This window comes from Tomitella gaofuii, from assembly GCF_014126825.1.
Lineage (GTDB): Bacteria > Actinomycetota > Actinomycetes > Mycobacteriales > Mycobacteriaceae > Tomitella > Tomitella gaofuii.
In genome coordinates, this window is sequence record NZ_CP059900.1 from 1,270,805 (window position 1) to 1,292,063 (window position 21,259).

Below are 21,259 nucleotides of genomic sequence, written 5' to 3' on the forward strand. Positions count from 1 at the left end.
GGCATGGCAGTGATCACCGGACGGTTCCCGCGCACACGTAGGCAGGTGGGGCGCGCGTCGGACAGCGTGGACGACTTCGGCAGGCAGGCCTACTTCTATTGGCTCGCCATCATCAACATCCCCTTCGCGCTGCGCAAGTACAAGAAGGAGACGCTGCGGCTGATCGCGGAGATCAGCATGGGCACCGGTGCGCTCGCGATGATCGGCGGCACAGTCGTGATCGTCGGTTTCCTGACGCTGATGGCCGGCGGCACCATCGCCACGCAGGGTTTCGCCTCGCTCGGCGACATCGGTGTCGAGGCGCTGACGGGCTTCTTCGCCGCGTTCATCAACGTGCGCATCGCCGCGCCGGTGGTGGCGGGGATCGGCCTGGCGGCCACCATCGGCGCCGGCTCCACCGCACAGCTCGGCGCCATGCGGGTCAGCGAGGAGATCGACGCCCTCGAGGCCATGGCCATCTCGTCGGTGCCGTACCTGGTCAGCACGCGCGTGGTCGCCGGCATGATCGCGGTCATCCCGCTGTATTCGCTGGCGGTGATCGCCTCGTTCATCGCCAGTCGCTTCTCCACGGTGGTCCTGTTCGGTCAGTCCGCGGGCATCTACGACCACTACTTCACGACGTTCCTGCAACCGTTGGACATCCTGTGGTCGTTCTTCCAGGCGATAGCGATGGCGATCGTGGTGATGCTGGTCCACACCTACCACGGCTACAACGCCTCCGGTGGGCCCGCAGGCGTCGGTGTGGCGGTGGGCAATGCCGTGCGCACGTCGCTGATCTGCGTCGTCACCGTGACGCTGCTCATCTCCCTGGCGATCTACGGAACGTCCGGCAACTTCCATCTCTCGGGTTAAGGGGGCAGTAGACGATGAGTACACGCCCCGGAGCCCGGGTGAACTACAAGCTGTTCGCGCTCGTCCTCGCGGCGGTGCTGGTGGGCCTGGTCGCCATCGCCGTCACGTCCTTTCTCGGCGGATTCCAGTCCAAGGTGCATGTGACGCTGCGCGCGGACCGTGCAGGCCTGGTGATGGAGCCGGACGCCAAGGTGAAGATGCGCGGCGTCCAGGTCGGCTTCGTCGAGTCGATCGAGCACGAGCTCGGCGGGGCGGTGCTGGACCTGGCGATCTACCCGGACCAGATGGAACTGATCCCCGCGAACGTGCACGCCGACATCCGTTCCACGACGGTGTTCGGCGCCAAGTACGTCAACTTCGAGGAGCCGGCCGACCCGTCGGCAGAGCACCTGCAGCCCGGCGACATCATCGAGTCGCAGAACGTCACCGTCGAGTTCAACACGCTGTTCCAGCACCTGACGGACGTGCTCAACACGGTGCAGCCGCAGAAGATCAACGCGACGCTGGGAGCCGTGGCGACGGCGCTCGACGGCCAGGGCGAGGCGCTGGGGGAGACGCTCGTGGGTGTCGACGACTACCTCGAGAAGATGAACCCGAGCCTGCCGGACCTGCGCAACGTGCTGCAGAAGTCCGCGCCCGTCACCGACATCTACGCGCAGGCCACGCCGGACCTCATGTCGCTGCTCGACAACACGACCGCCGTGGGCGGGACCATCGTGGACAAGTCGGACCCGCTGGCGGAGACCCTCGCCGGCGCCACGTCGATGGCGAACACTGGAAAAGCGGTGCTGGACGCGGCGGGCGACGACTTCATCACCTCGGCGGATCTGCTGCAGCCCACCGTCGGACTGACCCGCGAATACTCGCCGGTGCTCACGTGCTTCATCGTCGGCATCGCCAACGCCAAGGACGCCGGCCAGGCCGCCTTCGGCGGGGCACAGCCCGGGCTGTCGCTCACCTCCGGGTTCCTGCCGGGCGCGCCGTCGTACCAGTACCCTGACAACCTGCCCAAGGTGAACGCGAAGAACCCCCCGAGCTGCTATGGCCTGCCGTGGCTGGGCGAGGGCGTGCACGCGCCGTACGTGGTCACAGACTCCGGCGCCAACCCCACCGTCACCGAGCAGCAGCGGGCCAACCCGCAGTCGCTGTGGGCGTTCCTGCTCGGCCCGCCGCCGCCCGGATGGACGTGGTGACCCGATGAACAAGACACCCCTGAAGTTCACCGCCCTCAAGCTGGGCGTGTTCACGCTGGTGATGCTGCTGATCATGGCCGGGCTGGTCGTGGTGTTCAGCCAGTACCGCACCGGTACCACGGAGGACTACCATGCCGTGTTCGAGAACGCGTCCAGCCTGGAGAGCGGCGACAAGGTCGCCATCGCCGGCGTGACCGTGGGCACCGTGACCGGCGTCCACATCACCGACGACAACCTGGCGATGGTCGACTTCAATGTGGACGACACGTACGAGCTTTCCACGACCACCGAGGTGGCCGTGCGGTACAAGGACCTCGTCGGCAACCGCTACGTGGAGCTGATCAAGGGCGCCGAGCCGGGCACGCCGTTGGGCGTGGGCGCGACGATTCCGACGGAACGCACCGAGCCCGCGCTCGACCTGGACACCCTGCTGGGCGGGTTCAAGCCGCTGTTCAAGGCGTTGGACCCGGAGCAGGTGAACATGCTGGCGAAGTCGCTCATCGACGTCTTCCAGGGTCAGGGGCAGCAGCTCGTGAGCTTGTTGGGCAGCACCAGTTCGTTCTCGAAGACGCTCGCGGACCGTGATCAACTGATCGGCGACGTCATCGACAACCTCAATGCGGTCCTGGGGACGATGGACGAGCACAAGCAGGAGTTCAGCGGCATCGTCGACAACGTCCAGAAGGTCGTGAGCACGCTCGCGGCCAGCCGCGACGCGGTGGTGGGCGGCATCAACAGCATCAACGACGCCTCCGGCACGATGGCGTCGTTGCTGGAGGACACCCGCCCCGACCTCAAGGGCGATGTGGCCGAGTTGAACCGGCTCATGGGCCTGCTGTCCACGGACGAGGCCACCTCGGAGTTCGACTGGGTGCTCTCGAACATGCCGGCCGCGTTCCGGCAGGTCGTCCGCGTGGGCACGTACGGTGCGTTCTTCAACTTCTACCTGTGCGGCGTGACGTTCAAGGTGGGCGACGAGAACAACCCCATCTACATTCCGCTCAAGAACCAGACGACGGGAAGGTGTGCGCCCGTTGATGACTAAGCGATCCCGACGGAGCCCCGGAACCGGGGGCGCCCGGAGGAAGCCAGGACTGTGGACGCGGTTGCGGTCGCTGCCGCGGTTCCGCGACATGAACCCGATCCCGATCGCCATCATCGGATTGGTCCTCACCGCCGCCGTGGTGCTGGGGGCGTTGCAGTACGACAAGCTGCCGTTCATCAACTCGACCAACGGCTACCAGGCGCAGGTGGCCGACGCAGCGGGCCTCAAGTCCGGCGACGACGTCTTCGTCGCGGGCCTCAAGGTCGGCAAGGTGGGCTCCATCGGCCTGCAGGGCGATCACGTGGTGGTCGACTTCACCGTCGACAGCGACATCCGGCTCGGCAAGGACACTGTCGCGGCGATCTCCACCGAGTCGATGCTGGGCAAGCGCGGATTGTCGGTGCGTCCCGCAGGCGCCGGCGACCTCGGAGACGGCGGCGTGATCCCGTTGTCCCGCACGTCGACCCCGTACGCGCTCACCGAGGCGCTGGGCGACCTGGCGACCAACGTGGGCGAGATCGACACCGACGCGGTCACCGAGGCGCTCGAATCCTTCTCGGGCAGCTTCGCCGACGCGCCGGAGGAGTTGCGGGGGGCGCTCGACGGCGTCACCAGGCTGTCGAAGAGCATCAGCTCGCGTGACCAGAAGCTGCAGGAGCTGCTGAAGAAGACCAACGGCGTCACCGGGGTGCTCAAGGACCGCAGCGAGCAGCTCAACGCCCTCGTGGTGGACGCGAACGCGCTGATGGCAAAACTGGACGAGCGCAAGCAGATGCTCAACCAGCTCATCGTGCACATAGGCGCGGTGTCCACCCAGCTCACCGGCTTCGTCGAGGACAACGAGCAGCAGCTCAAGCCCGCGCTGGACAACCTGCACACGGTGATGCAGGTGATGGAGAAGAACTACGCCAACATCTCCGATTCGCTCGACGGCGTCACCAAGTACATGTACGCGCTGGGCGATTCCGTCGCCAATGGCCCGTACTTCATGGCCTACATCCAGAACTTCCTCAATGCCATGGACTACCCCGGCGGGGTGCAGACCACCGACATGCTCAAGCCGCTGCTCGCGCAGATGGCGCAGCAGACCCCGGCGGCCGCGCAGCTGTTCGACGCGGCGAAGAAGCAGGCGGCGCCCGATGCCGATGCGGGCGCGCCGCAGGAGGGCGCCGGAGAGGCTGCGCAGAACACGGACGGGGGTGGACGATGACCGCCTACAAGGGCTACCTCCGCTCGGTGATAGCGGTGGCGCTGGTGCTGCTGGTCGGCGTGAGCGCGTGGCTGGTATGGCCGGGGAACCAGCGGTACACCGTCACCGCATACTTCACCTCGGCGACGGGGATCTACGAGGGCGACTCGGTCCGCGTGCTGGGTGTGCCGGTGGGCGAGGTCACCTCGATCACCCCCGACGGGACCCGCAGCAAGTTCGAGCTTTCCATCGACAAGGGCGTGGACATCCCCGCCGAGGCCAGTGCGATCATCGTCGCGCAGAGCCTGGTGACGTCCCGGTTCGTCCAGCTCACTCCCGTCTACACCGGGGGCGACACGCTCGAGGACGGGGCCGTGATCCCCATCAGCCGCACCGCGGTGCCGGTGGAGTGGGACGAGATCAAGAAGGAGCTGTCGAAGCTCACCGAGGCGCTGGGGCCGGAGGGCGACAAGCCCGGTGCGCTCACCGATTTCCTCAACGTCGCCGGCGATACGCTCGACGGCAACGGCCAGCGGATCCATGACACGATCAAGGAGCTCGCCGCTGCGATGAACACCTTCTCGGACGGCAGCGACGACCTGTTCGGCACCATCAAGAACCTGCAGGTGTTCGTCAACGCCCTCGCGGACAGCAACCAGCAGATCGTCTCGGTCAGCGGGCACCTGGCCCGGGTGTCCGACGTGCTCGCGGACAGCAACCAGCAGCTGGACTCGTCGCTCAAGAGTCTCGACTCCGCAGTGCAGGACGTCCAGCGCTTCCTCACCGACAACCGCTCCGAACTGAGCAGGTCGATCGAGGAGCTCTCCGAGTTCACGAGTGTGATCGCGGACAAGAAGGACCGGCTGGCGCAGCTTCTGCACGTGGGCCCCACCGGGCTGGTGAACTTCTACAACATCTACCAGCCCTACCAGGGCACCTTCACCGGTGCGATCGCGCTGAACAACACGAGCAACCTGGTGGACATGGTGTGCGGCGCCATGGGCGGATCCGACGGAACCGGGCCGAACCCCGACGTCGACACCTGCATCAAGGCGCTGGCACCGGTGATCGGTTCCATCGCGATGAACTACCCGCCGGCCGGCACCAATCCGATCACCGGCATCACCGCCACGCCGGACCAGGTGGTTTACACGGACCCGAGCCTGCACAACGTGCCCAAGCTCGAGCCGCCGCGCCTGCTGCCCAACGCGACGCCGCTGAGCGACGCCGACATCCGGCGCACCGATGGCGGCGACGGCACGACCGACGCGGACGCGGCGCCCGGCAGCGGCCTCGGCGGTCTGCTCAATCCCGTGCTGCCGCAAGGAGGCGGTGACTGATGCGAAGCCGGCACTGCACCGGACGGCGGTTGATCGCCGCCACGGCACTCGGGTGCGCCGCACTGCTTGCGAGCGGGTGCACTTGGAACGGCTTGAATTCGCTGCCGCTCCCCGGGACCGTCGGGACGGACGACGATTCCTACAAGATCACCGCTGTGGTCCCCAATGTGGGCACGCTGACGCAGAACTCTCCGGTGATGATCGACGATGTCACCGTCGGGAGCATCCGCAAGATCACCGCGGACGAGAACTGGAATGCGCGCGTGACGATCGGACTCGAAGCGGGCACGAAGGTACCGCGCGGCACGCGCGCGATGGTGGGCCAGGCGAGCCTGCTGGGCTCGCAGTACCTCGAACTCGACCCTCCGGAGGGGGGCGCGGCCGTAGGCGGCTATCTCAGCGCGGGGGACGTGATCCCGTTGCAGCGGGGCGGCCGGTTCCCCAGCACCGAGCAGACGCTGTCGACGCTGTCCGTGGTGCTCAACGGCGGCGGCCTGGCGCAATTGCAGGACATCACCACGGAGCTCAACGCCGCGCTCGGTGGCAACGAGGGCAGCCTGCATGACCTCATCCCCAGACTCAATGAGCTGGTGTCGACGCTCGACGAGCAGCGCGGAGACATCGTCGCGGCGATGGACGGAGTCGACCGACTCAGCGCGACGGTGCACGAGCAGAACGATGTGCTGGAGAACGCGCTGACGGGTCTGGAGCCGGCCACCAAGGTGCTGGCCGACCAGAAGGACAACCTCACCGATGCGATCGTGGCGTTGGGGAACTTCAGCGCCAAGGCGGACACGGTGCTGACCGAGAGCGGGTCCGACCTGCGCTCGCTCACCGCGGACCTCAAACCGATCCTCGGCGCATTGGCGGACGCGGGAAAGAAGCTGCCGGAGACGCTGTCACTGCTGTTCACCTTCCCGTTCCCGATGGAAACGCTGTTCAACGCGATGCGCGGCGACTACACCAACCTGTGGGACGAGGTGGACCTGACGGGCCAGCGGATCCAACGTTCGCTGCTCGTCGGCAGCCCCGCCCAGCCATGGTCGGACACCGAGTGGGCCAAGAAGATGGCGGATGCCGGGGGCGCCATCGGCGACCCGTTCAATCCGCGGATGCCCGACCCGGCGGCGGTGGAGGCCCCGGGGGCCGCACCGTCGGACGACGGGCAGGGTTCCGCCGCCGCGCCGGCGCCGCAGGAGCCCCCGGTCCAGAATTCGCAGTCCCCGGCCGCGCAGTCCCCGGCCGCGCAGGTTCCGACGGCACCGAGTCCGGCCGGCGACAGGCAAGGCGCAGGTGCGGCACCGCCCGCGGAGCCTGAGCCGGTGTTCGACGCACCGGTCGCAGAGCTCTTCGGCCCGCCGGCGACAGGAGAAGGCAAATGATGCTCAGCCGGTTCGTCCGGATTCAACTGGTGATCTTCCTGATCCTTTCGGTCATCGGCGTCACGGTGATGGCCACGCAGTACATGCGCGTGGGCGACCTGCTGGGGATCGGACAGGACTCGATCACCGTCGACCTGCCGAGCAGCGGCGGGTTGTATGAGAATGCGAACGTGACCTATCGCGGCAGCAACGTCGGAAGGGTCACGTCCGTCGACCTGACCGGTGACGGGGTGAAGGCGCGTCTGTCCATCGACGGCGACGCGCGGATCCCCGTCGACACCGAGGTGGCGGTGCGCAGCGTGTCGGCGATCGGCGAGCAGTACGTGGAGTTCCTGCCGCGCACCGACAAGGGGCCGTATCTCGACGACGGTGCGGAGATCCCCGAAGACCGGGTGAGCATGCCGGTCGACATCGGGCCGATCCTCGACAAGGCCGATGCGCTGCTGTCGACGGTGCCGCGCGACAAGCTCACCAGCCTGGTCGACGAGACCTTCACCGCCTTCGAGGGGGTGGGGCCGGACCTGCGTCGACTCATCGAGTCGAGCAAGACGCTGATCCAGGACGCGCAGGACAGCTCCGACGCCACCAAGAGCCTCCTCGCGCAGCTGGGGCCGCTGTTGGACACCCAGGTGATCTCCGGGGACGACCTGAAGTCCTGGGTGCACGATCTGGCGGCGTTCACCGGCCAGGTCAGGGCCGACGATCCGCAGGTGCGCTCCGTGCTGGACAACGCACCGGACACGCTGCGGGAGGCGCAGCAGACGTTCCAGGATGTGGAGAACACGCTGCCGTTGCTGATGGCCAACGCCGTCACGCTCGGCAAGGTCACCTACACCTACAACGATTCGATCCAGCAAATGCTCGTCGTGTATCCGGCGCTGATGGCGGCCCTGCAGACGGTCACCACCTACGCGTCGAACCACGGCAACAAGCTGCCGCTGGACTTTCACCTGGAGCTCAACGAGCCGCCCGCGTGCACCATGGGTTACCTCGCCCCGGACCAGCGCCGTCCGCCCAACGAGGTGTCGGTGCCGGTGACGCCGGACGGGATCTACTGCAAGCTGCCGCAGGATTCGCCCATCGCGGTGCGCGGCGCCCGGAACTCGCCGTGCCCGAACCAACCGGGCAAGCGTGCCCCCACGCCGGAGCTGTGCAAGGATCCGCGCGGGTTTGTACCCTTGGGCGAGAATCCGACACCGTTCGGCCCCCCGCAGCCGGACGTGCCCGGGGTGCCGCCCGGCACCTATGAGGGTCTGGGAGACCAGCGCAACAACGCACAGCCCAGCAGCGCCGAGGAGGGCCAGGGGCAGATCGGTACCGCCTCCTACGACCCGGGCACGGGCCGTTACGTGGCGCCGGACGGCACCGTGACCGTGGACAAGAGTCTGACGGGGGCCGACAGCGACGCCGCTGCGGGGGACGATTCGTGGCAGGCTCTGCTCACCGCGCCGGGCGCGTGAGTGCAGAGCGTAGCCGCGCCGACAGCACTGAGGACAGGTAATTGAGAGGACTGCGGAGACGCGCGCGCGGCTCGGGCCGCAAGCCGGTGGGCGGCGACGGTGCCGATGCGCGCGCACACGACGGCGCCGGCGCACACGACGGCGCCGACGCGGCTGACGGCGCCGACGCGGCTGACGGCGCCGACGCGGCTGACGGCGCCCAGGCCTCAACAGCGGAAGCCTCGGCATCGGACGGCGCGCCGGATCACGCGCAGCCGGAACGGGTGCGCACACCGCGCGCCTGGCTGTTCCCCGTCGCGTCGGGCGTGGTCATCGTGGCCCTCCTGGTCGTGATGGGTCTGCTGCTGTGGCAGCGGTATGGCACGTCGGACACGAATGCGTCCGCGGGCGGATCGCAGGGCGCGCTGCAGTCGCCGGCCATCGACGTCGCGGAGAAGGTGGTGCTGGGTGTCACCAACGTCAATCCCGACACGGTGAAGGCGAACGCGGACGAGGTGCTGGCGAACAGCACCGGGTCCTTCCACGACGACTACCAGGCGGCGCAGGGCCAGTTCGCCGCCCTCGTGGGCAAGGCGGACGCGACGTCCGCGGGCACGATCGTGGAGTCGGGGCTGGAGTCGCTGAAGGGTGACACCGCCACGGTGCTGGTGGTCGTGTCGACGGACGTGCAGAACAAGGCGCTGCCCGAGGCGTCGCAGCGCGGATTCCGCCTCCGGGTGACATTGGAGAAGGACGGGAACACCTACAAGGTGTCGAATTTGGAGCAGGTGCCGTGACGGTGGACGACGACACGACCGGCGCCGACACGACCGGCGCCGACACGGCTGGCAGTGGCGCGGGGACGCCAGGGCGGAGCCGCGCGCGGCTGTTCGTGCGGGCCGCGACGGTCGCGGTCATCGTGGCGCTGGCCGCGGTGGTCGGGTGGTTGGCGTGGGGGTACTTCACCGAGGATGCGGCGCACACCGACGCGGCGGCGGCGATCGGACAAACCCCCGAAGACGAGGGCGACCCGGCCTCCAACGGGGCGGGCGCACCGGTCGTGTGGGGCCGTGGGACCGGGCCGGCGACGGCGGCGGTCCGGGCCGCGGTGAGCGGCACGGAGTCCATCTTCGGGTACACCTACGACAAGGCGGAGCAGCAGCTCGGCGACGCCTCGAACGCGTTGACCGGCGATTTCCAGGACGAGTTCCGCAAGTACGTTTCCACGCAGCTGGTCCCTGCGGCCCAGGAGAAGAAGGCGTCGGTGGCGGCCACCGTCGTCGGTGCCGCGCCTGTGCGATTCTCGGGGGAGGCGGCGCAGGTGCTGGTCTTCCTCGACCAGGTGGCCAAGACCGAGGGGGCCACGCAGACGGCGTTCACGCCCAGCCAGTTGATGGTCTCGCTGGACAATGCCGATGGGGAATGGCTGATCAGCGACGTGCGGCGCATCGCCTACTGACCGGCCGCTCGGTTACAGCGGCTCCTGCGCGGAGGTCGACCGGAGCACGTCGAGGAACATCCGCGCCCACCGGTCCACGTCGTGCGCCAGCACTTGCCGGCGCAGCGCCCGCATCCGGCGACGGCCCGTCTCGCGATCCTGCGAGACCGCGGCCGTCATCGCGTTCTTCACGCCGTCGATGTCGTGCGGGTTGACCAGGTAGGCCTGCTTGAGCTCGGACGCGGCGCCGGCGAACTCGCTGAGCACCAGGGCCCCGTCCAGGCGCACCTTGCTCGCCACGTACTCCTTCGCCACCAGGTTCATGCCGTCGCGCAGCGGCGTCACCAGCATGACGTCGGCGGCCACGAAGAACGCGGTGAGCTCCTCGCGGCCCACCGGGCGGTGCATGTAGTGCACCATCGTGCTGCCGACCTCACCGTATTCGCCGTTGATGCGGCCGACCTGCTCTTCGATGGACCTCCGCATGATGGCGTACTGCTCGACCCGTTCGCGGCTGGGCGTGGCCAACTGCACCATCACGGTGTCGGACGGGTCCAAGCGTCCCTCCTCGAGAAGCTCGCCGATCGCACGCAGACGCATGTCGATGCCCTTGGTGTAGTCCAGCCGGTCCACGCCGAGCATGATCACGCCCGGATCGCCGAGCTGCCGGCGGATCTCGGCGGCTCTGTCGCGGACGGCCCGGCTGCGGGCGAGGCGGTCGATCCGCGACGAGTCTATGGAGATGGGGAAGGCGCCGACGCGGACGGTGCGCCCCTCGTGGGTGATCGAACCGTGGCGCGCAAGCGGACGAATGTATCCGCGGCTGGTCGGCAGGCCCAGGAGCTTGCGGGCGAGGATCATGAAATTGTCCGCGCCGCCAGGGAGCTGGAACCCGATCAGATCGGCCCCCAGCATCCCCTCGACCACCGCTCGCCGCCACGGCAGCTGCATGAACAGCTCCACAGGAGGGAAGGGGATGTGGAGGAAGAAGCCGATGGTCAGATCGGGGCGCAGCTCGCGCAGCATGCGGGGCACCAGTTGCAGCTGGTAATCCTGCACCCAGACGGTGGCGCCGCCGGCGGCCGTCTTCGCCGTGGCCTCCGCGAAACGCCGATTGACGTCCACGTAGCTTTCCCACCATTCACGGTGGTATTCGGGTTTGACGGCCAGGTCGTGGTACAGCGGCCACAGCGTGCCGTTGGAGAATCCCTCGTAGTAGCGTTCGTAGTCGTCGGAGTCGAGCCGCACCGGGTGCAACTCCAGGCCGTCCTCGACGAACGGGGCGACGTCGGCGTCGGCCTGCCCTGGCCAGCCCACCCATCCGCCGGAGTTGTTCCGTAGGACGGGCTCGAGCGCGCTGACCAGTCCGCCGGGGGAGCGGCGCCATTCCGGCTCGCCGTCCTCTCCGGTCACCAGGTCCACCGGGAGCCGGTTGGCCACGACGACGAAGTTCGAACCGACGTCCTGCTCGCTCACGCGCGCCTCCACAGATCACCAGCTCCGGCGGCCGGGCGGCTGCCGGATCGACACCGATGGTGCCAGGTCAATCGTCGCGGGGCTGCGGGGCGATCCCCAGCATCGACAGGAACATGCGGCATTCCTCCGCATCGGCCGCGAACGCGGCGACGACGCGCTGTGCCTGATGCGTGGTCTCGTCCGCCAGTGGTGCGAGGTCCTCGTCGAGATCCTGCGCAGCATTGCCGCCGGTGGTACTGGCCGCCATCGGTTCCTCCATGTTAGGGCTCGTGAGGTGTGACTGGTTGTCTCGGTAAGGCCGCGCGGGGCGGCGTGAAGTCTGCGGGCTCCGTGGACCGCGTGCGTGCGGTCGTGGCACCGGGGTCTACGGAGAACGTACGTCTGCAGGCCGGGGCCGCGCACTCGCGGCGTCACACGGGCGCAGACCGGCTGCGGATCATTACGACTCTAGGAGACGATTCGCCTGTTCCGCCACTTCGATTCCGTGTGTTCTCGGCCATGCCCGTTGTCGCGGCTGATGCGGCGGACGATCGGTTTCGGCAATGCCGCGGCCCGCACGATGCGCGGCCGGCGGATCGTGCGAGCAGCCCATTCGCCGAGCACCACCCCGGCGGCGAGGGAACTGCCGATGCCGAACACGGTGGCGAGTGCGCTGAAACCGGAGAGCGGCTCGTTGGACAGGAACGAATACAGGCTGCGGTACACGGACAGGCCGGGGAGCAGCGGCGTGATGCCCGCTATTCCGACGATGATCGGCGGGGTCAGCGCGCGGCGGGCGAGCAGGCCGCCGGCAACGCCCACCACGGTGGCGGCGGTGCCCGCGGCGATGATGGGGCCCGCCGCCCAGTACTGGAGCACCGTGTAGACGAGGCTGCCGACGGCGCCGGAGGCCGCGGCCACGCTGACCGCGCGCGCCTCCGCATAACAGGCCAGGGCGAAGAACCCTGCGGCGAAGGCGCCGGCGATCACCTGGACCGGGATGCGCGTGAGGTCCCCGGTGTACTGCGCTGCGCTGATCGGCGGGAGGGTCAGCCCCACCGCGTCGGCGACGCGCAGGCCGATCGCCACGCCGACGATGATGCCGGCCGTCATCATGAGGACCTCGAAGAACCGGGCCGACGCGGTGATCGGTGCACCCGTGATGGCGTCCTGGACCGACCCGACCACGGAGAGGCCGGACAGCAGCACCACGATGCCCGAGGCGATGACCAGGGACGGGCGCAGGTCGAGACCGAGCGCTTCGCGCGCTGTGTAGAGTCCCGCAGCCGGGATCGTCGCGATGAATCCGCCGACGATCTGCTGGAAGAAATACGGCAGTCCGACCCTGTTGAGCACCAGGTTGGTCTGGTAGATCACCATGGTGCACAGCAGCGCCACCGATGCGACGATCACGCCCGCGCCCAGCAGCACCGCGATCGCGCCGGCCATCCCGGCCCACGCCACCGTCGACACCCAGCGGGGATACGGATGCGGCGAGTTGGTGATCGACTCGAGCTCGTTGCGGGCCTCGACGGGGCTGACCGCGCCGACGCGGATGCGCCGCACCAGCCTGTCGATCGCGGCGAGCCTGCTGAAGTCGTGGGAGCGGTGCTCGACGATCCGGATCGACCCGGCCGGCGGCAGCGTCGACCCACGGCGGGCGCTGATCGCGATGGAGTTGAAGGTGACGTCCACGTCGCATTCCGACAGGCCGTACGCCGCGGCGACCTGACGGACCTGGACCTGCGTGTCGATGGCGCCGGTGCCCGACGCCATGAGGACCTCGCCCACCCAGATCGCCAGGCGGAGCACCTCGGTGACGGCGGTGTCGTCGGTGAGGTCGATCGGCTGCAGCGGCGACGGCGGTGGCGTCGTCGTGTCGACGGTGGCGCGACGCACCTTGCGTGGGCGTCGCAGGTCCCCGCGTCCGGTCAGGCGCTGCGCCAGTGTCCGCCGCGGGGGCTTCGGCTCCGGAGGCGCGGCGGCAGGAGTTTCAGCGGGCGCGGCGGCACCGGCGTCCGCGGTCGCCGGATCGGGCGGATCCGTGGGGCGGACGCCGGCGGGGCCGGCGGCTTCGGCCTTGTCAGTCTTCGACAAAGTCCCCGTCCCCGAGTCCTGTCGCGGCGAAAGCGCTGTCGAGGTCGGGGTGTACGAACACCGATCCGACCTGGTCGCCGGTGATCTGGAAGACCACGGCGACGTTACGGGAGTCGGGGGCCTCGCCCGGCGTCGCCGAGCCGCTGGCGACGCTCTCGGTCACCACCAGGTCACCGCGCTCGTACACGCGCTGCGGGGCCATGGTCGTGTGGGTTTCGGACGCCCACGCGTTGAGCACGGCGAGGCCCTGTCCGCCGCCGTGGTCGCCGGCGATCTCGATCCCGTCGCTGGAAAGCTCGAGAAGGGTGTCGATGTCCCCGGATGTGAGGGCTTCCTGCCAGGCGAGCGCGGTGGCATAGGCGGTTGTGCTCATACGGTCAACCGTAGTGGGTCCGGGGGCTCCGCACACTGCTTCCCGGCGGCGATCCGCAGACTTCCGACGGCGATTCCACGCCCGACGGCCCGGCGGCTACGATGTGATGCGGCCCGGCGGACCGGGCCGGTGCTGGAGTGGCGCAATTGGTAGCGCACCCGACTTGTAATCGGGCGGTTGCGAGTTCAAGTCTCGTCTCCAGCTCAATCGAAACGCCAGGCCACTGCCTTCAGTGACCTGGCGTTTCGTTGTACTCGGACGGTGTCGCGCGGCCCGGAGCTTCCTGCACTCCGCCGCGGCGAGGCCGCGTGCCCCTCCGGGGCGGGGGCTGTCAGGACTCGACGTGCGTGGAGAGGTAGAGCGGCTCGCCGAGCTGGTTGATGAGGTCGAGCTGCCGGTCGAGGTAGTCGATGTGCTCCTCCTCGTCCTCGAGGATCGCCTCGAAGAGCCGTGCGGAGGTGACGTCGCCGACCGAGCGCATGTACTCGATGCCGCGCTGGAGACGGTCCACCGCGGCCACCTCGACCTGCTTGTCCGCCTCGAACATCTCGGTCACCGTCTGGCCGATGGCGATGACGCCCAGCCGCTGGTAGTTGGGCAGGCCGTCGAGGAACAGGATCCGGTCGGTGAGGATCTCCGCGTGCTTCATCTCATCGATCGACTCGGCCCGGGTGTGCGAGGCCAGGCGCGCCCAGCCCCGGTCCTCCTGCATCTTGGAGTGCAGGAAGTACTGGTTGATGGCGGTGAGCTCCGCGGTGAGCTGCTCGTTCAGAAAGTCGATGACCTGCTTGTCGCCCTGCATCGTGTCCTCCTCGGTGGGGGTGGGATGACACGTGTCGCCGACAGCGACGCAAGGCCGCCCGCGACACCGAGTCCAGTACTGGGAACAGTACAAGAGTTCGGGGCGCGGAGGCGCCATTGCGCGGGGCCGGCCAGTCAGCCCGCGATCTTCAGTTCGATCGTTCCACCCTCGGCGGGTTTGGACCGGAGAATCGCCTGAATCTTCTTCACGCAGGCACCACAGTCGCGGCCGGCGCCACAGCTGCGGCCGATCTTGTTGACGGAGGTGTGGCCGCACGCGATCTGTGCTCGGATGTCTTCGTCCGTGAAGGCGTGGCACATGCACACATACATCGGGATCCTCCACGGTCGGCGGGTGACGGCTGCCGACGCGGGGTCGGCGGCCGGGGCTGAACTGGCAGGCTCAGGTTAGCCTGCCCATACTTTAACAAGTATGCGCCCGATCGCCGTGTGATGCGCGTCTCAATACCGCCCATCGGGAGGTGGCCGACGCGCAGGGGCCGCACGTCGGTCAACTCCGACCTGTCAGTGGGGGTCGTGCTCGATCTCGGTGTAGACGTCGCGCCCGGACCGCCGACGGCGCCCGCCCGGAATCCTGTTGACGAGTTCGGTCAGCGGCTCGACGGCGGCGTTGAGCGTGATGACGGCGTCGTGCAACCGGTCGATGGTGTCGCCCAGCTCCACGAGCTGGTCCAGGGTGCCGCCTTCGGCGGTGAGCTTCTCCACGAAGCCCTCCTCCGCCAGCAGGCGTTCGGCCAACCCGTCCGCACCGAGGATGCGGTCGAGCACGCCGCCCTCCGCGGTGATGCGGTCGAGCGCGCCGCCGTCGGAGAGCAGGCGGTCGATGGGGCCGTCCGCGGCCACGAGATGGTCCAGCCCGCCGCCCTCACGCAGGAAGCGGTCGACGGGGCTGCCGGGCCGGGCGAGCCGCTGCACCGGCCCTTCCTCGGACAGGACCCGGTCGAGCGCGCCGCCCGGCGCCATCGCCTGGCCCAGCGGGCGGTCGTTCGCCGTGACCTCCGCCAGGCGCTGCAGCAAGGCGATGGGGCCGTTCGGATCCGTGAGCAGCTTGTTGATCTGCTCGGCCAGCCCGCCGGGCCCCACCACGGCCGAGAACTGGTCGGCGTAGCCGCCGGGGCGGCGCAGCGGTCCGTCGGGCGCGACGAGCTGACCCATGCCGAGGGTCGCCTGCGTCGCCGCCACGGCGACCTTCGCCGGAAGAGTGATCAGGTCCACGAATCCCATGCGAAAACATTAACCGAGTCGGATGCGTCCCACGCCCCGGCGGCGCGCGGGGCCGCGACCGGGCGGGTCAGGCGTCCGCGACGTGCGCGCCGTGCCCCTGGGCGCGAAGCTCCGCCCGGATCCGCTCGGCGGCATCGTCCATCTGCTCGGGCGGGGTCTGCGCGTCGGCCAGGGACAGATCGAATCCCGACATGTCGGCCGCGGGGAACACGTGCAGGTGCAGGTGCGGCACCTCGAATCCGGCGATGAGCATCCCCGCGCGGGGGGCGTCGAAGGCGCTGCACACCGCCTTGCCGATGTGCTGGGCCACGGCGGAGCAGTGGGCGAACAGCGCCGGGTCGACGTCCTGCCAGTTGTCGACCTCGACGCGCGGCACGACGAGCGTATGGCCCGGCGCGACCGGGGCGATGGTGAGAAACGCGACCACGCTGTCGTCCGACCACACGAATCGGCCGGGGATCTCGCCTGCGATGATCTTGCTGAATACGGTTGCCATGGGTACGAGCATCGCCGACTGCGGCCCCTCCCGCCACCGCGCCCGCCGCCGGTGCGAGGGCCGGTTCCGCCCCACGTATTCTGTGCGGGTGCGCGTACTCGTGATCGGCTCCGGAGCCCGTGAACATGCCCTCGTGTCGTCGCTCGCCGACGACCCCGCCGTCGAGGCCGTGGTCTGCGCGCCCGGCAACGCCGGCATCGCCGCCCGGGCGCAGGTGGTGCCGGTGGACGCGGCATCGGGCGACGCCATCGTCGCACTGGCGAAGGACACCGCCGCCGACCTTGTCGTCATCGGCCCCGAGGTGCCGCTGGTGCTCGGCGTCGCGGACGCCGTGCGGGACGCGGGGGTCGCCTGCTTCGGGCCGTCGGCCGCCGCCGCCCGGATCGAGGGGTCCAAGGCGTTCGCCAAGGAGGTCATGGCCGCGGCCGGGGTGCGCACCGCGCGCGCCGAATCCGTGGACAACCCGGGCGACCTGGACGCCGCTCTCGACCGCTTCGGACCCACCTGGGTGGTCAAGGACGACGGCCTGGCCGCCGGCAAGGGCGTCGTCGTCACCGCCGACCGCGAACACGCCCGCGCGCACGCCGCAGCGGTGCTCGACAGCGGGCATCCGGTGCTGCTGGAGTCTTTCCTGTCGGGGCCCGAGGTCTCGCTGTTCTGCCTGGTGCACGGCCGCACGGTGGTGCCGCTCCTGCCGGCGCAGGACCACAAGCGCGCGGGCGACGGCGACGCCGGCCCCAACACCGGCGGCATGGGCGCCTACGCGCCGCTGCCTTGGTTGCCGCAGGAGATGACCGACCGGATCGTCGACGAGGTCGTGGTCCCCGTGGCCGCGGAGATGGCCGACCGCGGCTGCCCGTACACCGGGCTGCTGTATGCGGGGCTCGCCATCGACTCCGAGGGGCCCGCGGTGGTCGAGTTCAACTGCCGCTTCGGCGACCCGGAGACGCAGGCGATCCTTCCGCTGCTGCGGACCCCGCTGGGCGGGGTGCTCGCGGCGGCGGCCGACGGCACGCTGGGCACCCTTCCGCCGCTGGAATGGCGCGCGGGCGCCGCGGTGACGGTGGTGCTCGCCGCGCAGAATTATCCGGGCACCCCGCGCACCGGCGACGCCATCACCGGTTCCGGCCTCACCGAGGGCCAGGACGGGACGGCGGTGCTGCACGCGGGCACCGCGCGGAACGAGGACGGCCGACTGGTCTCGGCGGGCGGCCGCGTCCTCAACGTCACCGGCACCGGCGACGACCTGGCGGGGGCGCGGGCGGCGGCCTACGACCGCCTGGCGCGGATCAGCCTCCCGGGGGCGCACCACCGCACCGACATCGGCCTCGCCGCGGAGCAGGGGCGGATCAGCATCTGACCTGCCGGCGGGCGGGGCGGCCCGGCCGGGTGGCACTGCGGCGCACGCTAGTGTCGTGTCGTGGTCACACAATCGCGGCGATCAGGCATCGAACCCTTCCACGTCATGGACGTGCTCAAGGCGGCGGGGGAACGGTCCCGCACGCATGGAGACCTCGTGAGCCTGGCCGCGGGACAACCTTCCACCCCCGCGCCCACTCCGGTGCTCGCGGCGGCGCGGCAGGCGCTCGGCTCGCATCTCCTCGGATACACCGAGGCGCTCGGCATCCCCGAACTGCGCGAGGCCATCGCCCGGTACCACCATGAGCGTTCCGGCGTGGCGGTGGACGCTGACGACGTCATCGTCACCACCGGGTCCTCGGGCGGATTCACACTGATCTTCCTGGCTGCGTTCGACGTCGGCGACACGGTGGTGATGGCGCGGCCCGGCTACCCCGCCTATCGCAACACGCTCGCCGCGCTGGGGTGCCGCGTGGCGGAGATCGACTGCGGGGCGGACACCCGCTTCCAGCCCACGGTGGAGATGCTCGAGGAGCACACGCACCGGACGGGGGCCGCGCCGGCGGGGCTCATCGTCGCGAGCCCCGCCAACCCCACGGGCACCGTGATCGACCCCGACGGCCTGGCCGCGCTGGCGCGTTGGTGCGAGGAGCACGGCACCCTGCTCATTTCCGACGAGATCTACCACGGCATCGAATTCTCCTCCAGCTCGGCGGACGGTGCAGGGCAGGGCGGTGCGGACCCGGGCGGTGCGGCTGCGCCCGCACCGCCCGCGACCAGCAGCGCCTGGGAGACCTCGCGGGAGGCCGTCGTCATGGGGTCGGTGTCCAAGTACTTCTCCATGACGGGGTGGCGCCTGGGCTGGATGCTCGTACCACGGGGTCTGCGGCGCGCGGTCGACAGGCTCACCGGCAACATGAACATCTGCCCGCCGGCACTTTCCCAGGTCGCGGGCGTCGCCGCGTTCTCACCCGAGTCGCGCACGGAGCTCGACGCCCACGTGCGTCGGTACGCCCGCAACAGGACGCTGATGCTGGAGGGCCTGCCGGCGATCGGCATCGACGATCTGGCGCCGGCGGACGGCGCCTTCTACGTCTACGCGGACATCGGGCACCTCACCGACGATGCGTTGCGGTGGTGCACCGATCTGCTGCGCGATACGGGCGTGGCGGTCACGCCGGGTGTGGACTTCGACACGCGGCGTGGAGGCCGCACCGTGCGCATGAGCTTCGCCGGCGCCGAGGATGAGATCGCGGAGGCGCTCCACAGGATGGGCCGCCACCTGCCCGGCCGCGGCTGAGGGCGTCGACGGACGCGTGCCCGGAGGCCGTCGTCGAGCGCGGCGGGTGCGGGCGCCGGCTTGGCCGGAGCGGGGCGTGGACGGCCGCCGATTATGACACGATTGCGCCATGCCGACCGCATCCACGAGCAAGGGTGAGCTGCGGCGCCGATGCCTCGTCGACGCCGCGGTGGAACTGCTGCGCGAGGGCGGGATCAGCGCAATCCGGCACCGGGCGGTGGCCGAGCGGGCCGGCGTGCCGCTGTCCGCCACCACGTACTACTTCAAATCGATCGACGACCTGGTGGCCAGCGCCATCGAGCACTGCTCGCTGCACGAGCACGAACGCATGCAGGAGCTCGTCGACCACGTCACGGTGCGGCGCAGGGGTGGGCGCGCCACGGCGGAGCTGCTGGCCGACCTCTACGCCGCCCCGGGCGGACAGGTGGAGCGCGACATGCTCATCGCGCGCTACGAGCGCCTCACCGGATCGGCGCGCGTGGCCGACCTGCGCGAGCTGCAACGCGGACTGGCGCGTCCGTACGGGTGGATGCTCGCCGAGGTGCTGCGCAAGTGCCGCCGCCGCGCGGACCCCGTCGGCATGGCGGGCATCACCGCGATCATCAACGGCACGATCCTGGCCGGGCTGCTCGACACCGCGACCGACCTGCGCGCGACCACCCGCGACGCGTTGCTGCCCGTGCTCGACGTCTTCGCCCCGCCGCTCGCGGACGGGGAGATGCGGGGAGCCTCCGCCGATCCCGCATAATGGGCGGCGTGGCCGATTCGACGCACGCAGTGCCCCCTTCCCCTTCCACCCCAGCCCCCTCCGCCGCAGCCCCCGCTGCCGCCCCGGTGATCGCCGACGTCCTCGCGCAGCGGTACGCGAGCGGCGAGCTGGTACGGCTGTGGACGGCGGAGAGCAAGATCATCGCCGAGCGCAGGCTGTGGCTGGCGGTGTTGCGCGCGCAGGCCGAGCTGGGCATCGAGGTGCCCGCGCAGGCGTTCGACGACTACGAGCGGGTCGTCGGGCAGGTGGACCTGGCATCGATCGCCGCGCGGGAACGCGTGACCCGCCACGACGTCAAGGCCCGCATCGAGGAGTTCAACGCGCTCGCGGGGCACGAGCACATCCACAAGGGCATGACCAGTCGCGACCTCACCGAGAACGTCGAGCAGCTCCAGGTGCGCGACTCGCTCGAGCACGTCTACCGGCGGGGCATCGCGGTGGCCGCGCGCCTGGGCGAGCGGGCGGCGCAGTATTCGGCGCTGGTGATGGCCGGCCGCAGCCACAACGTGGCGGCGCAGGCGACCACGCTGGGCAAGCGGTTCGCCTCGGCGGCCGACGAGCTGCTGCTCGCGCTGACCCGCCTGCGCGAGCTGATCGACCGCTACCCGCTGCGCGGAATCAAGGGGCCCATGGGCACCGCCCAGGACATGCTGGACCTGCTCGGCGGGGACGAGGACAAGCTGGCGCGACTCGAACAGGGGGTGGCCGGGCATCTCGGCTTCCCTCACGTGTTCACCAGCGTGGGCCAGGTGTATCCGCGGTCCCTCGACCACGACGCGCTCTCCGCGCTCGTCCAGGTTGCGGCGGGGCCGTCGTCGCTGGCGCACACGATCCGGCTGATGGCCGGAAACGAGCTGGTCACCGAAGGGTTCCAGCCCGGCCAGGTCGGTTCATCGGCGATGCCGCACAAGATGAACACCCGCTCGTGCGAGCGCGTCAACGGCCTGCAGGTGGTGCTGCGCGGCTACGCGTCGATGGCGGCGGAGCTCGCGGGCGCGCAGTGGAACGAAGGCGACGTGTTCTGCTCGGTCGTGCGGAGGGTGGCGCTGCCGGACGCGTTCTTCGCCATCGACGGGCTGTTCGAGACGTTCCTGACGGTGCTCGGCGAGTTCGGCGCCTACCCCGCGGTGATCGCCAAGGAGCTCGACCGGTACCTGCCGTTCCTCGCCACGACGAAGATCCTCATGGCGGCGGTGCGGGCCGGCGTGGGGCGCGAGACCGCCCACGAGGTCATCAAGGAGCACGCGGTGGCCGTGGCCCTGGCGATGCGCGAGGAGGGGATCGAACCCGATCTGCTCGCTCGGCTCGCGGCGGACCCGCGCCTGCCGCTGGACCGGGACGGGCTCGAGGCGGCGCTGGCGGACAAGGCCGCCTTCATCGGTGCGGCCGGCGCCCAGACCGCCGCGGTGGTCGCCCGGGTGCAGGAACTGGTCGATTCCGACCCGGCGGCGGCCGCCTATACTCCGGGGTCCATCCTCTAGCGGAT

At 69.7% G+C, this 21,259-nt stretch carries 21 protein-coding genes and 1 tRNA gene; 14 read left to right on the forward strand and 8 right to left on the reverse strand.

What is annotated here, in order from left to right; all coding sequences use genetic code 11:
- Nucleotides 1-3: 3 nt before the first annotated feature.
- From H4F70_RS05775 to H4F70_RS05815, 9 genes are all read left to right on the forward strand, one after another.
- Entirely contained in the window at nucleotides 4-852 is an 849-nt protein-coding gene (locus H4F70_RS05775; protein WP_182346013.1) for an MlaE family ABC transporter permease, read from the forward strand.
- A gap of 14 nt (nucleotides 853-866) precedes the next feature.
- A complete protein-coding gene (locus H4F70_RS05780; RefSeq protein WP_182359337.1) occupies nucleotides 867-2,045 on the forward strand; it encodes an MCE family protein in 1,179 nt (392 codons plus the stop codon).
- A gap of 4 nt (nucleotides 2,046-2,049) precedes the next feature.
- Nucleotides 2,050-3,090: an MCE family protein gene (locus H4F70_RS05785; protein ID WP_182359338.1), complete on the forward strand. Its 1,041-nt coding sequence runs from the start codon at nucleotides 2,050-2,052 to the stop codon at nucleotides 3,088-3,090.
- An 88-nt stretch (nucleotides 3,091-3,178) separates the two neighbouring features.
- Entirely contained in the window at nucleotides 3,179-4,300 is a 1,122-nt protein-coding gene (locus H4F70_RS05790; protein WP_182359339.1) for an MCE family protein, read from the forward strand.
- A complete protein-coding gene (locus tag H4F70_RS05795; protein ID WP_182359340.1) occupies nucleotides 4,297-5,619 on the forward strand; it encodes an MCE family protein in 1,323 nt (440 codons plus the stop codon). The genes H4F70_RS05790 and H4F70_RS05795 overlap by 4 nt, the downstream gene beginning before the upstream one ends.
- On the forward strand, nucleotides 5,619-7,001 hold the full coding sequence (locus H4F70_RS05800; protein WP_268968359.1) for an MCE family protein: 1,383 nt from the start codon (nucleotides 5,619-5,621) through the stop codon (nucleotides 6,999-7,001). Before H4F70_RS05795 ends, H4F70_RS05800 begins: the two co-directional genes overlap by 1 nt.
- Entirely contained in the window at nucleotides 6,998-8,461 is a 1,464-nt protein-coding gene (locus tag H4F70_RS05805; RefSeq protein ID WP_182359342.1) for an MCE family protein, read from the forward strand. Before H4F70_RS05800 ends, H4F70_RS05805 begins: the two co-directional genes overlap by 4 nt.
- Before the next feature lie 41 nt (nucleotides 8,462-8,502).
- Nucleotides 8,503-9,237 carry a hypothetical protein gene (locus H4F70_RS05810; protein WP_182359343.1) on the forward strand — a complete coding sequence of 245 codons (735 nt, stop codon included), beginning with the start codon at nucleotides 8,503-8,505 and terminating at the stop codon, nucleotides 9,235-9,237.
- A 2-nt stretch (nucleotides 9,238-9,239) separates the two neighbouring features.
- The gene (locus H4F70_RS05815) at nucleotides 9,240-9,899 is read left to right on the forward strand and encodes a hypothetical protein (protein ID WP_182359344.1); all 660 of its coding nucleotides are present in this window, start codon (nucleotides 9,240-9,242) and stop codon (nucleotides 9,897-9,899) included.
- A gap of 12 nt (nucleotides 9,900-9,911) precedes the next feature.
- Here the strand turns inward: H4F70_RS05815 and H4F70_RS05820 are convergent, their stop codons facing one another.
- From H4F70_RS05820 to H4F70_RS05835, 4 genes are all read right to left on the reverse strand, one after another.
- The gene (locus H4F70_RS05820) at nucleotides 9,912-11,354 is read right to left on the reverse strand and encodes an alpha,alpha-trehalose-phosphate synthase (UDP-forming) (RefSeq protein ID WP_372497562.1); all 1,443 of its coding nucleotides are present in this window, start codon (nucleotides 11,352-11,354) and stop codon (nucleotides 9,912-9,914) included.
- 67 nt (nucleotides 11,355-11,421) lie between these two features.
- Nucleotides 11,422-11,601 (reverse strand): hypothetical protein, encoded by a 180-nt coding sequence (locus H4F70_RS05825; protein ID WP_182359346.1) that lies wholly within the window; start codon nucleotides 11,599-11,601, stop codon nucleotides 11,422-11,424.
- A 200-nt stretch (nucleotides 11,602-11,801) separates the two neighbouring features.
- Nucleotides 11,802-13,280 carry a threonine/serine exporter family protein gene (locus H4F70_RS05830; RefSeq protein ID WP_372497565.1) on the reverse strand — a complete coding sequence of 493 codons (1,479 nt, stop codon included), beginning with the start codon at nucleotides 13,278-13,280 and terminating at the stop codon, nucleotides 11,802-11,804.
- Nucleotides 13,281-13,416: 136 nt separating this feature from the next.
- Nucleotides 13,417-13,803, reverse strand: a complete 387-nt coding sequence (locus H4F70_RS05835; protein ID WP_182359347.1) for a nuclear transport factor 2-like protein — start codon at nucleotides 13,801-13,803, stop codon at nucleotides 13,417-13,419.
- Nucleotides 13,804-13,934: 131 nt separating this feature from the next.
- Between H4F70_RS05835 and H4F70_RS05840 the strand changes: the two genes are divergently transcribed.
- Nucleotides 13,935-14,007 (forward strand) — tRNA-Thr (locus H4F70_RS05840).
- A 127-nt stretch (nucleotides 14,008-14,134) separates the two neighbouring features.
- On the opposite strand, the gene bfr is transcribed toward H4F70_RS05840, so the two are convergent.
- The 4 genes from bfr to H4F70_RS05860 all read right to left on the reverse strand — a co-directional run bounded on the left by bfr (nucleotide 14,135) and on the right by H4F70_RS05860 (nucleotide 16,345).
- Nucleotides 14,135-14,605 (reverse strand): bacterioferritin, encoded by a 471-nt coding sequence (gene bfr, locus H4F70_RS05845; protein ID WP_182359348.1) that lies wholly within the window; start codon nucleotides 14,603-14,605, stop codon nucleotides 14,135-14,137.
- Nucleotides 14,606-14,739: 134 nt separating this feature from the next.
- Nucleotides 14,740-14,937, reverse strand: a complete 198-nt coding sequence (locus tag H4F70_RS05850) for a (2Fe-2S)-binding protein (RefSeq protein ID WP_143906927.1) — start codon at nucleotides 14,935-14,937, stop codon at nucleotides 14,740-14,742.
- 192 nt (nucleotides 14,938-15,129) lie between these two features.
- Nucleotides 15,130-15,849, reverse strand: a complete 720-nt coding sequence (locus H4F70_RS05855; protein ID WP_182346001.1) for a hypothetical protein — start codon at nucleotides 15,847-15,849, stop codon at nucleotides 15,130-15,132.
- Nucleotides 15,850-15,916: 67 nt separating this feature from the next.
- The gene (locus H4F70_RS05860; RefSeq protein WP_182359349.1) at nucleotides 15,917-16,345 is read right to left on the reverse strand and encodes an HIT family protein; all 429 of its coding nucleotides are present in this window, start codon (nucleotides 16,343-16,345) and stop codon (nucleotides 15,917-15,919) included.
- Between the two features lie 88 nt (nucleotides 16,346-16,433).
- On the opposite strand from H4F70_RS05860, the gene purD reads away from it, so the two are divergent.
- From purD to purB, 4 genes are all read left to right on the forward strand, one after another.
- Complete coding sequence (gene purD / locus H4F70_RS05865; protein WP_182359350.1) at nucleotides 16,434-17,705, forward strand: phosphoribosylamine--glycine ligase; 1,272 nt, start codon at nucleotides 16,434-16,436, stop codon at nucleotides 17,703-17,705.
- 105 nt (nucleotides 17,706-17,810) lie between these two features.
- Entirely contained in the window at nucleotides 17,811-19,004 is a 1,194-nt protein-coding gene (locus tag H4F70_RS05870) for a pyridoxal phosphate-dependent aminotransferase (RefSeq protein WP_182360212.1), read from the forward strand.
- 109 nt (nucleotides 19,005-19,113) lie between these two features.
- Nucleotides 19,114-19,752, forward strand: a complete 639-nt coding sequence (locus H4F70_RS05875) for a TetR/AcrR family transcriptional regulator (RefSeq protein ID WP_182359351.1) — start codon at nucleotides 19,114-19,116, stop codon at nucleotides 19,750-19,752.
- 86 nt (nucleotides 19,753-19,838) lie between these two features.
- A complete protein-coding gene (purB, locus tag H4F70_RS05880) occupies nucleotides 19,839-21,254 on the forward strand; it encodes an adenylosuccinate lyase (RefSeq protein ID WP_235681501.1) in 1,416 nt (471 codons plus the stop codon).
- Nucleotides 21,255-21,259 lie beyond the last annotated feature (5 nt).

Excerpts from the sequence above, each read along its gene's own strand:
- H4F70_RS05775 (WP_182346013.1), top strand. The coding sequence starts at position 4 with ATGGCAGTGATCACCGGACGGTTCCCGCGCACACGTAGGCAGGTGGGG.
- H4F70_RS05780 (WP_182359337.1), top strand. The coding sequence starts at position 867 with ATGAGTACACGCCCCGGAGCCCGGGTGAACTACAAGCTGTTCGCGCTC.
- H4F70_RS05785 (WP_182359338.1), top strand. The coding sequence starts at position 2,050 with ATGAACAAGACACCCCTGAAGTTCACCGCCCTCAAGCTGGGCGTGTTC.
- H4F70_RS05790 (WP_182359339.1), top strand. The coding sequence starts at position 3,179 with ATGAACCCGATCCCGATCGCCATCATCGGATTGGTCCTCACCGCCGCC.
- H4F70_RS05795 (WP_182359340.1), top strand. The coding sequence starts at position 4,297 with ATGACCGCCTACAAGGGCTACCTCCGCTCGGTGATAGCGGTGGCGCTG.
- H4F70_RS05800 (WP_268968359.1), top strand. The coding sequence starts at position 5,619 with ATGCGAAGCCGGCACTGCACCGGACGGCGGTTGATCGCCGCCACGGCA.
- H4F70_RS05805 (WP_182359342.1), top strand. The coding sequence starts at position 6,998 with ATGATGCTCAGCCGGTTCGTCCGGATTCAACTGGTGATCTTCCTGATC.
- H4F70_RS05825 (WP_182359346.1), bottom strand. The coding sequence starts at position 11,601 with ATGGCGGCCAGTACCACCGGCGGCAATGCTGCGCAGGATCTCGACGAG.
- H4F70_RS05835 (WP_182359347.1), bottom strand. The coding sequence starts at position 13,803 with ATGAGCACAACCGCCTATGCCACCGCGCTCGCCTGGCAGGAAGCCCTC.
- bfr (WP_182359348.1), bottom strand. The coding sequence starts at position 14,605 with ATGCAGGGCGACAAGCAGGTCATCGACTTTCTGAACGAGCAGCTCACC.
- H4F70_RS05850 (WP_143906927.1), bottom strand. The coding sequence starts at position 14,937 with ATGTATGTGTGCATGTGCCACGCCTTCACGGACGAAGACATCCGAGCA.
- H4F70_RS05855 (WP_182346001.1), bottom strand. The coding sequence starts at position 15,849 with ATGGGATTCGTGGACCTGATCACTCTTCCGGCGAAGGTCGCCGTGGCG.
- H4F70_RS05860 (WP_182359349.1), bottom strand. The coding sequence starts at position 16,345 with ATGGCAACCGTATTCAGCAAGATCATCGCAGGCGAGATCCCCGGCCGA.
- H4F70_RS05870 (WP_182360212.1), top strand. The coding sequence starts at position 17,811 with ATGGACGTGCTCAAGGCGGCGGGGGAACGGTCCCGCACGCATGGAGAC.
- H4F70_RS05875 (WP_182359351.1), top strand. The coding sequence starts at position 19,114 with ATGCCGACCGCATCCACGAGCAAGGGTGAGCTGCGGCGCCGATGCCTC.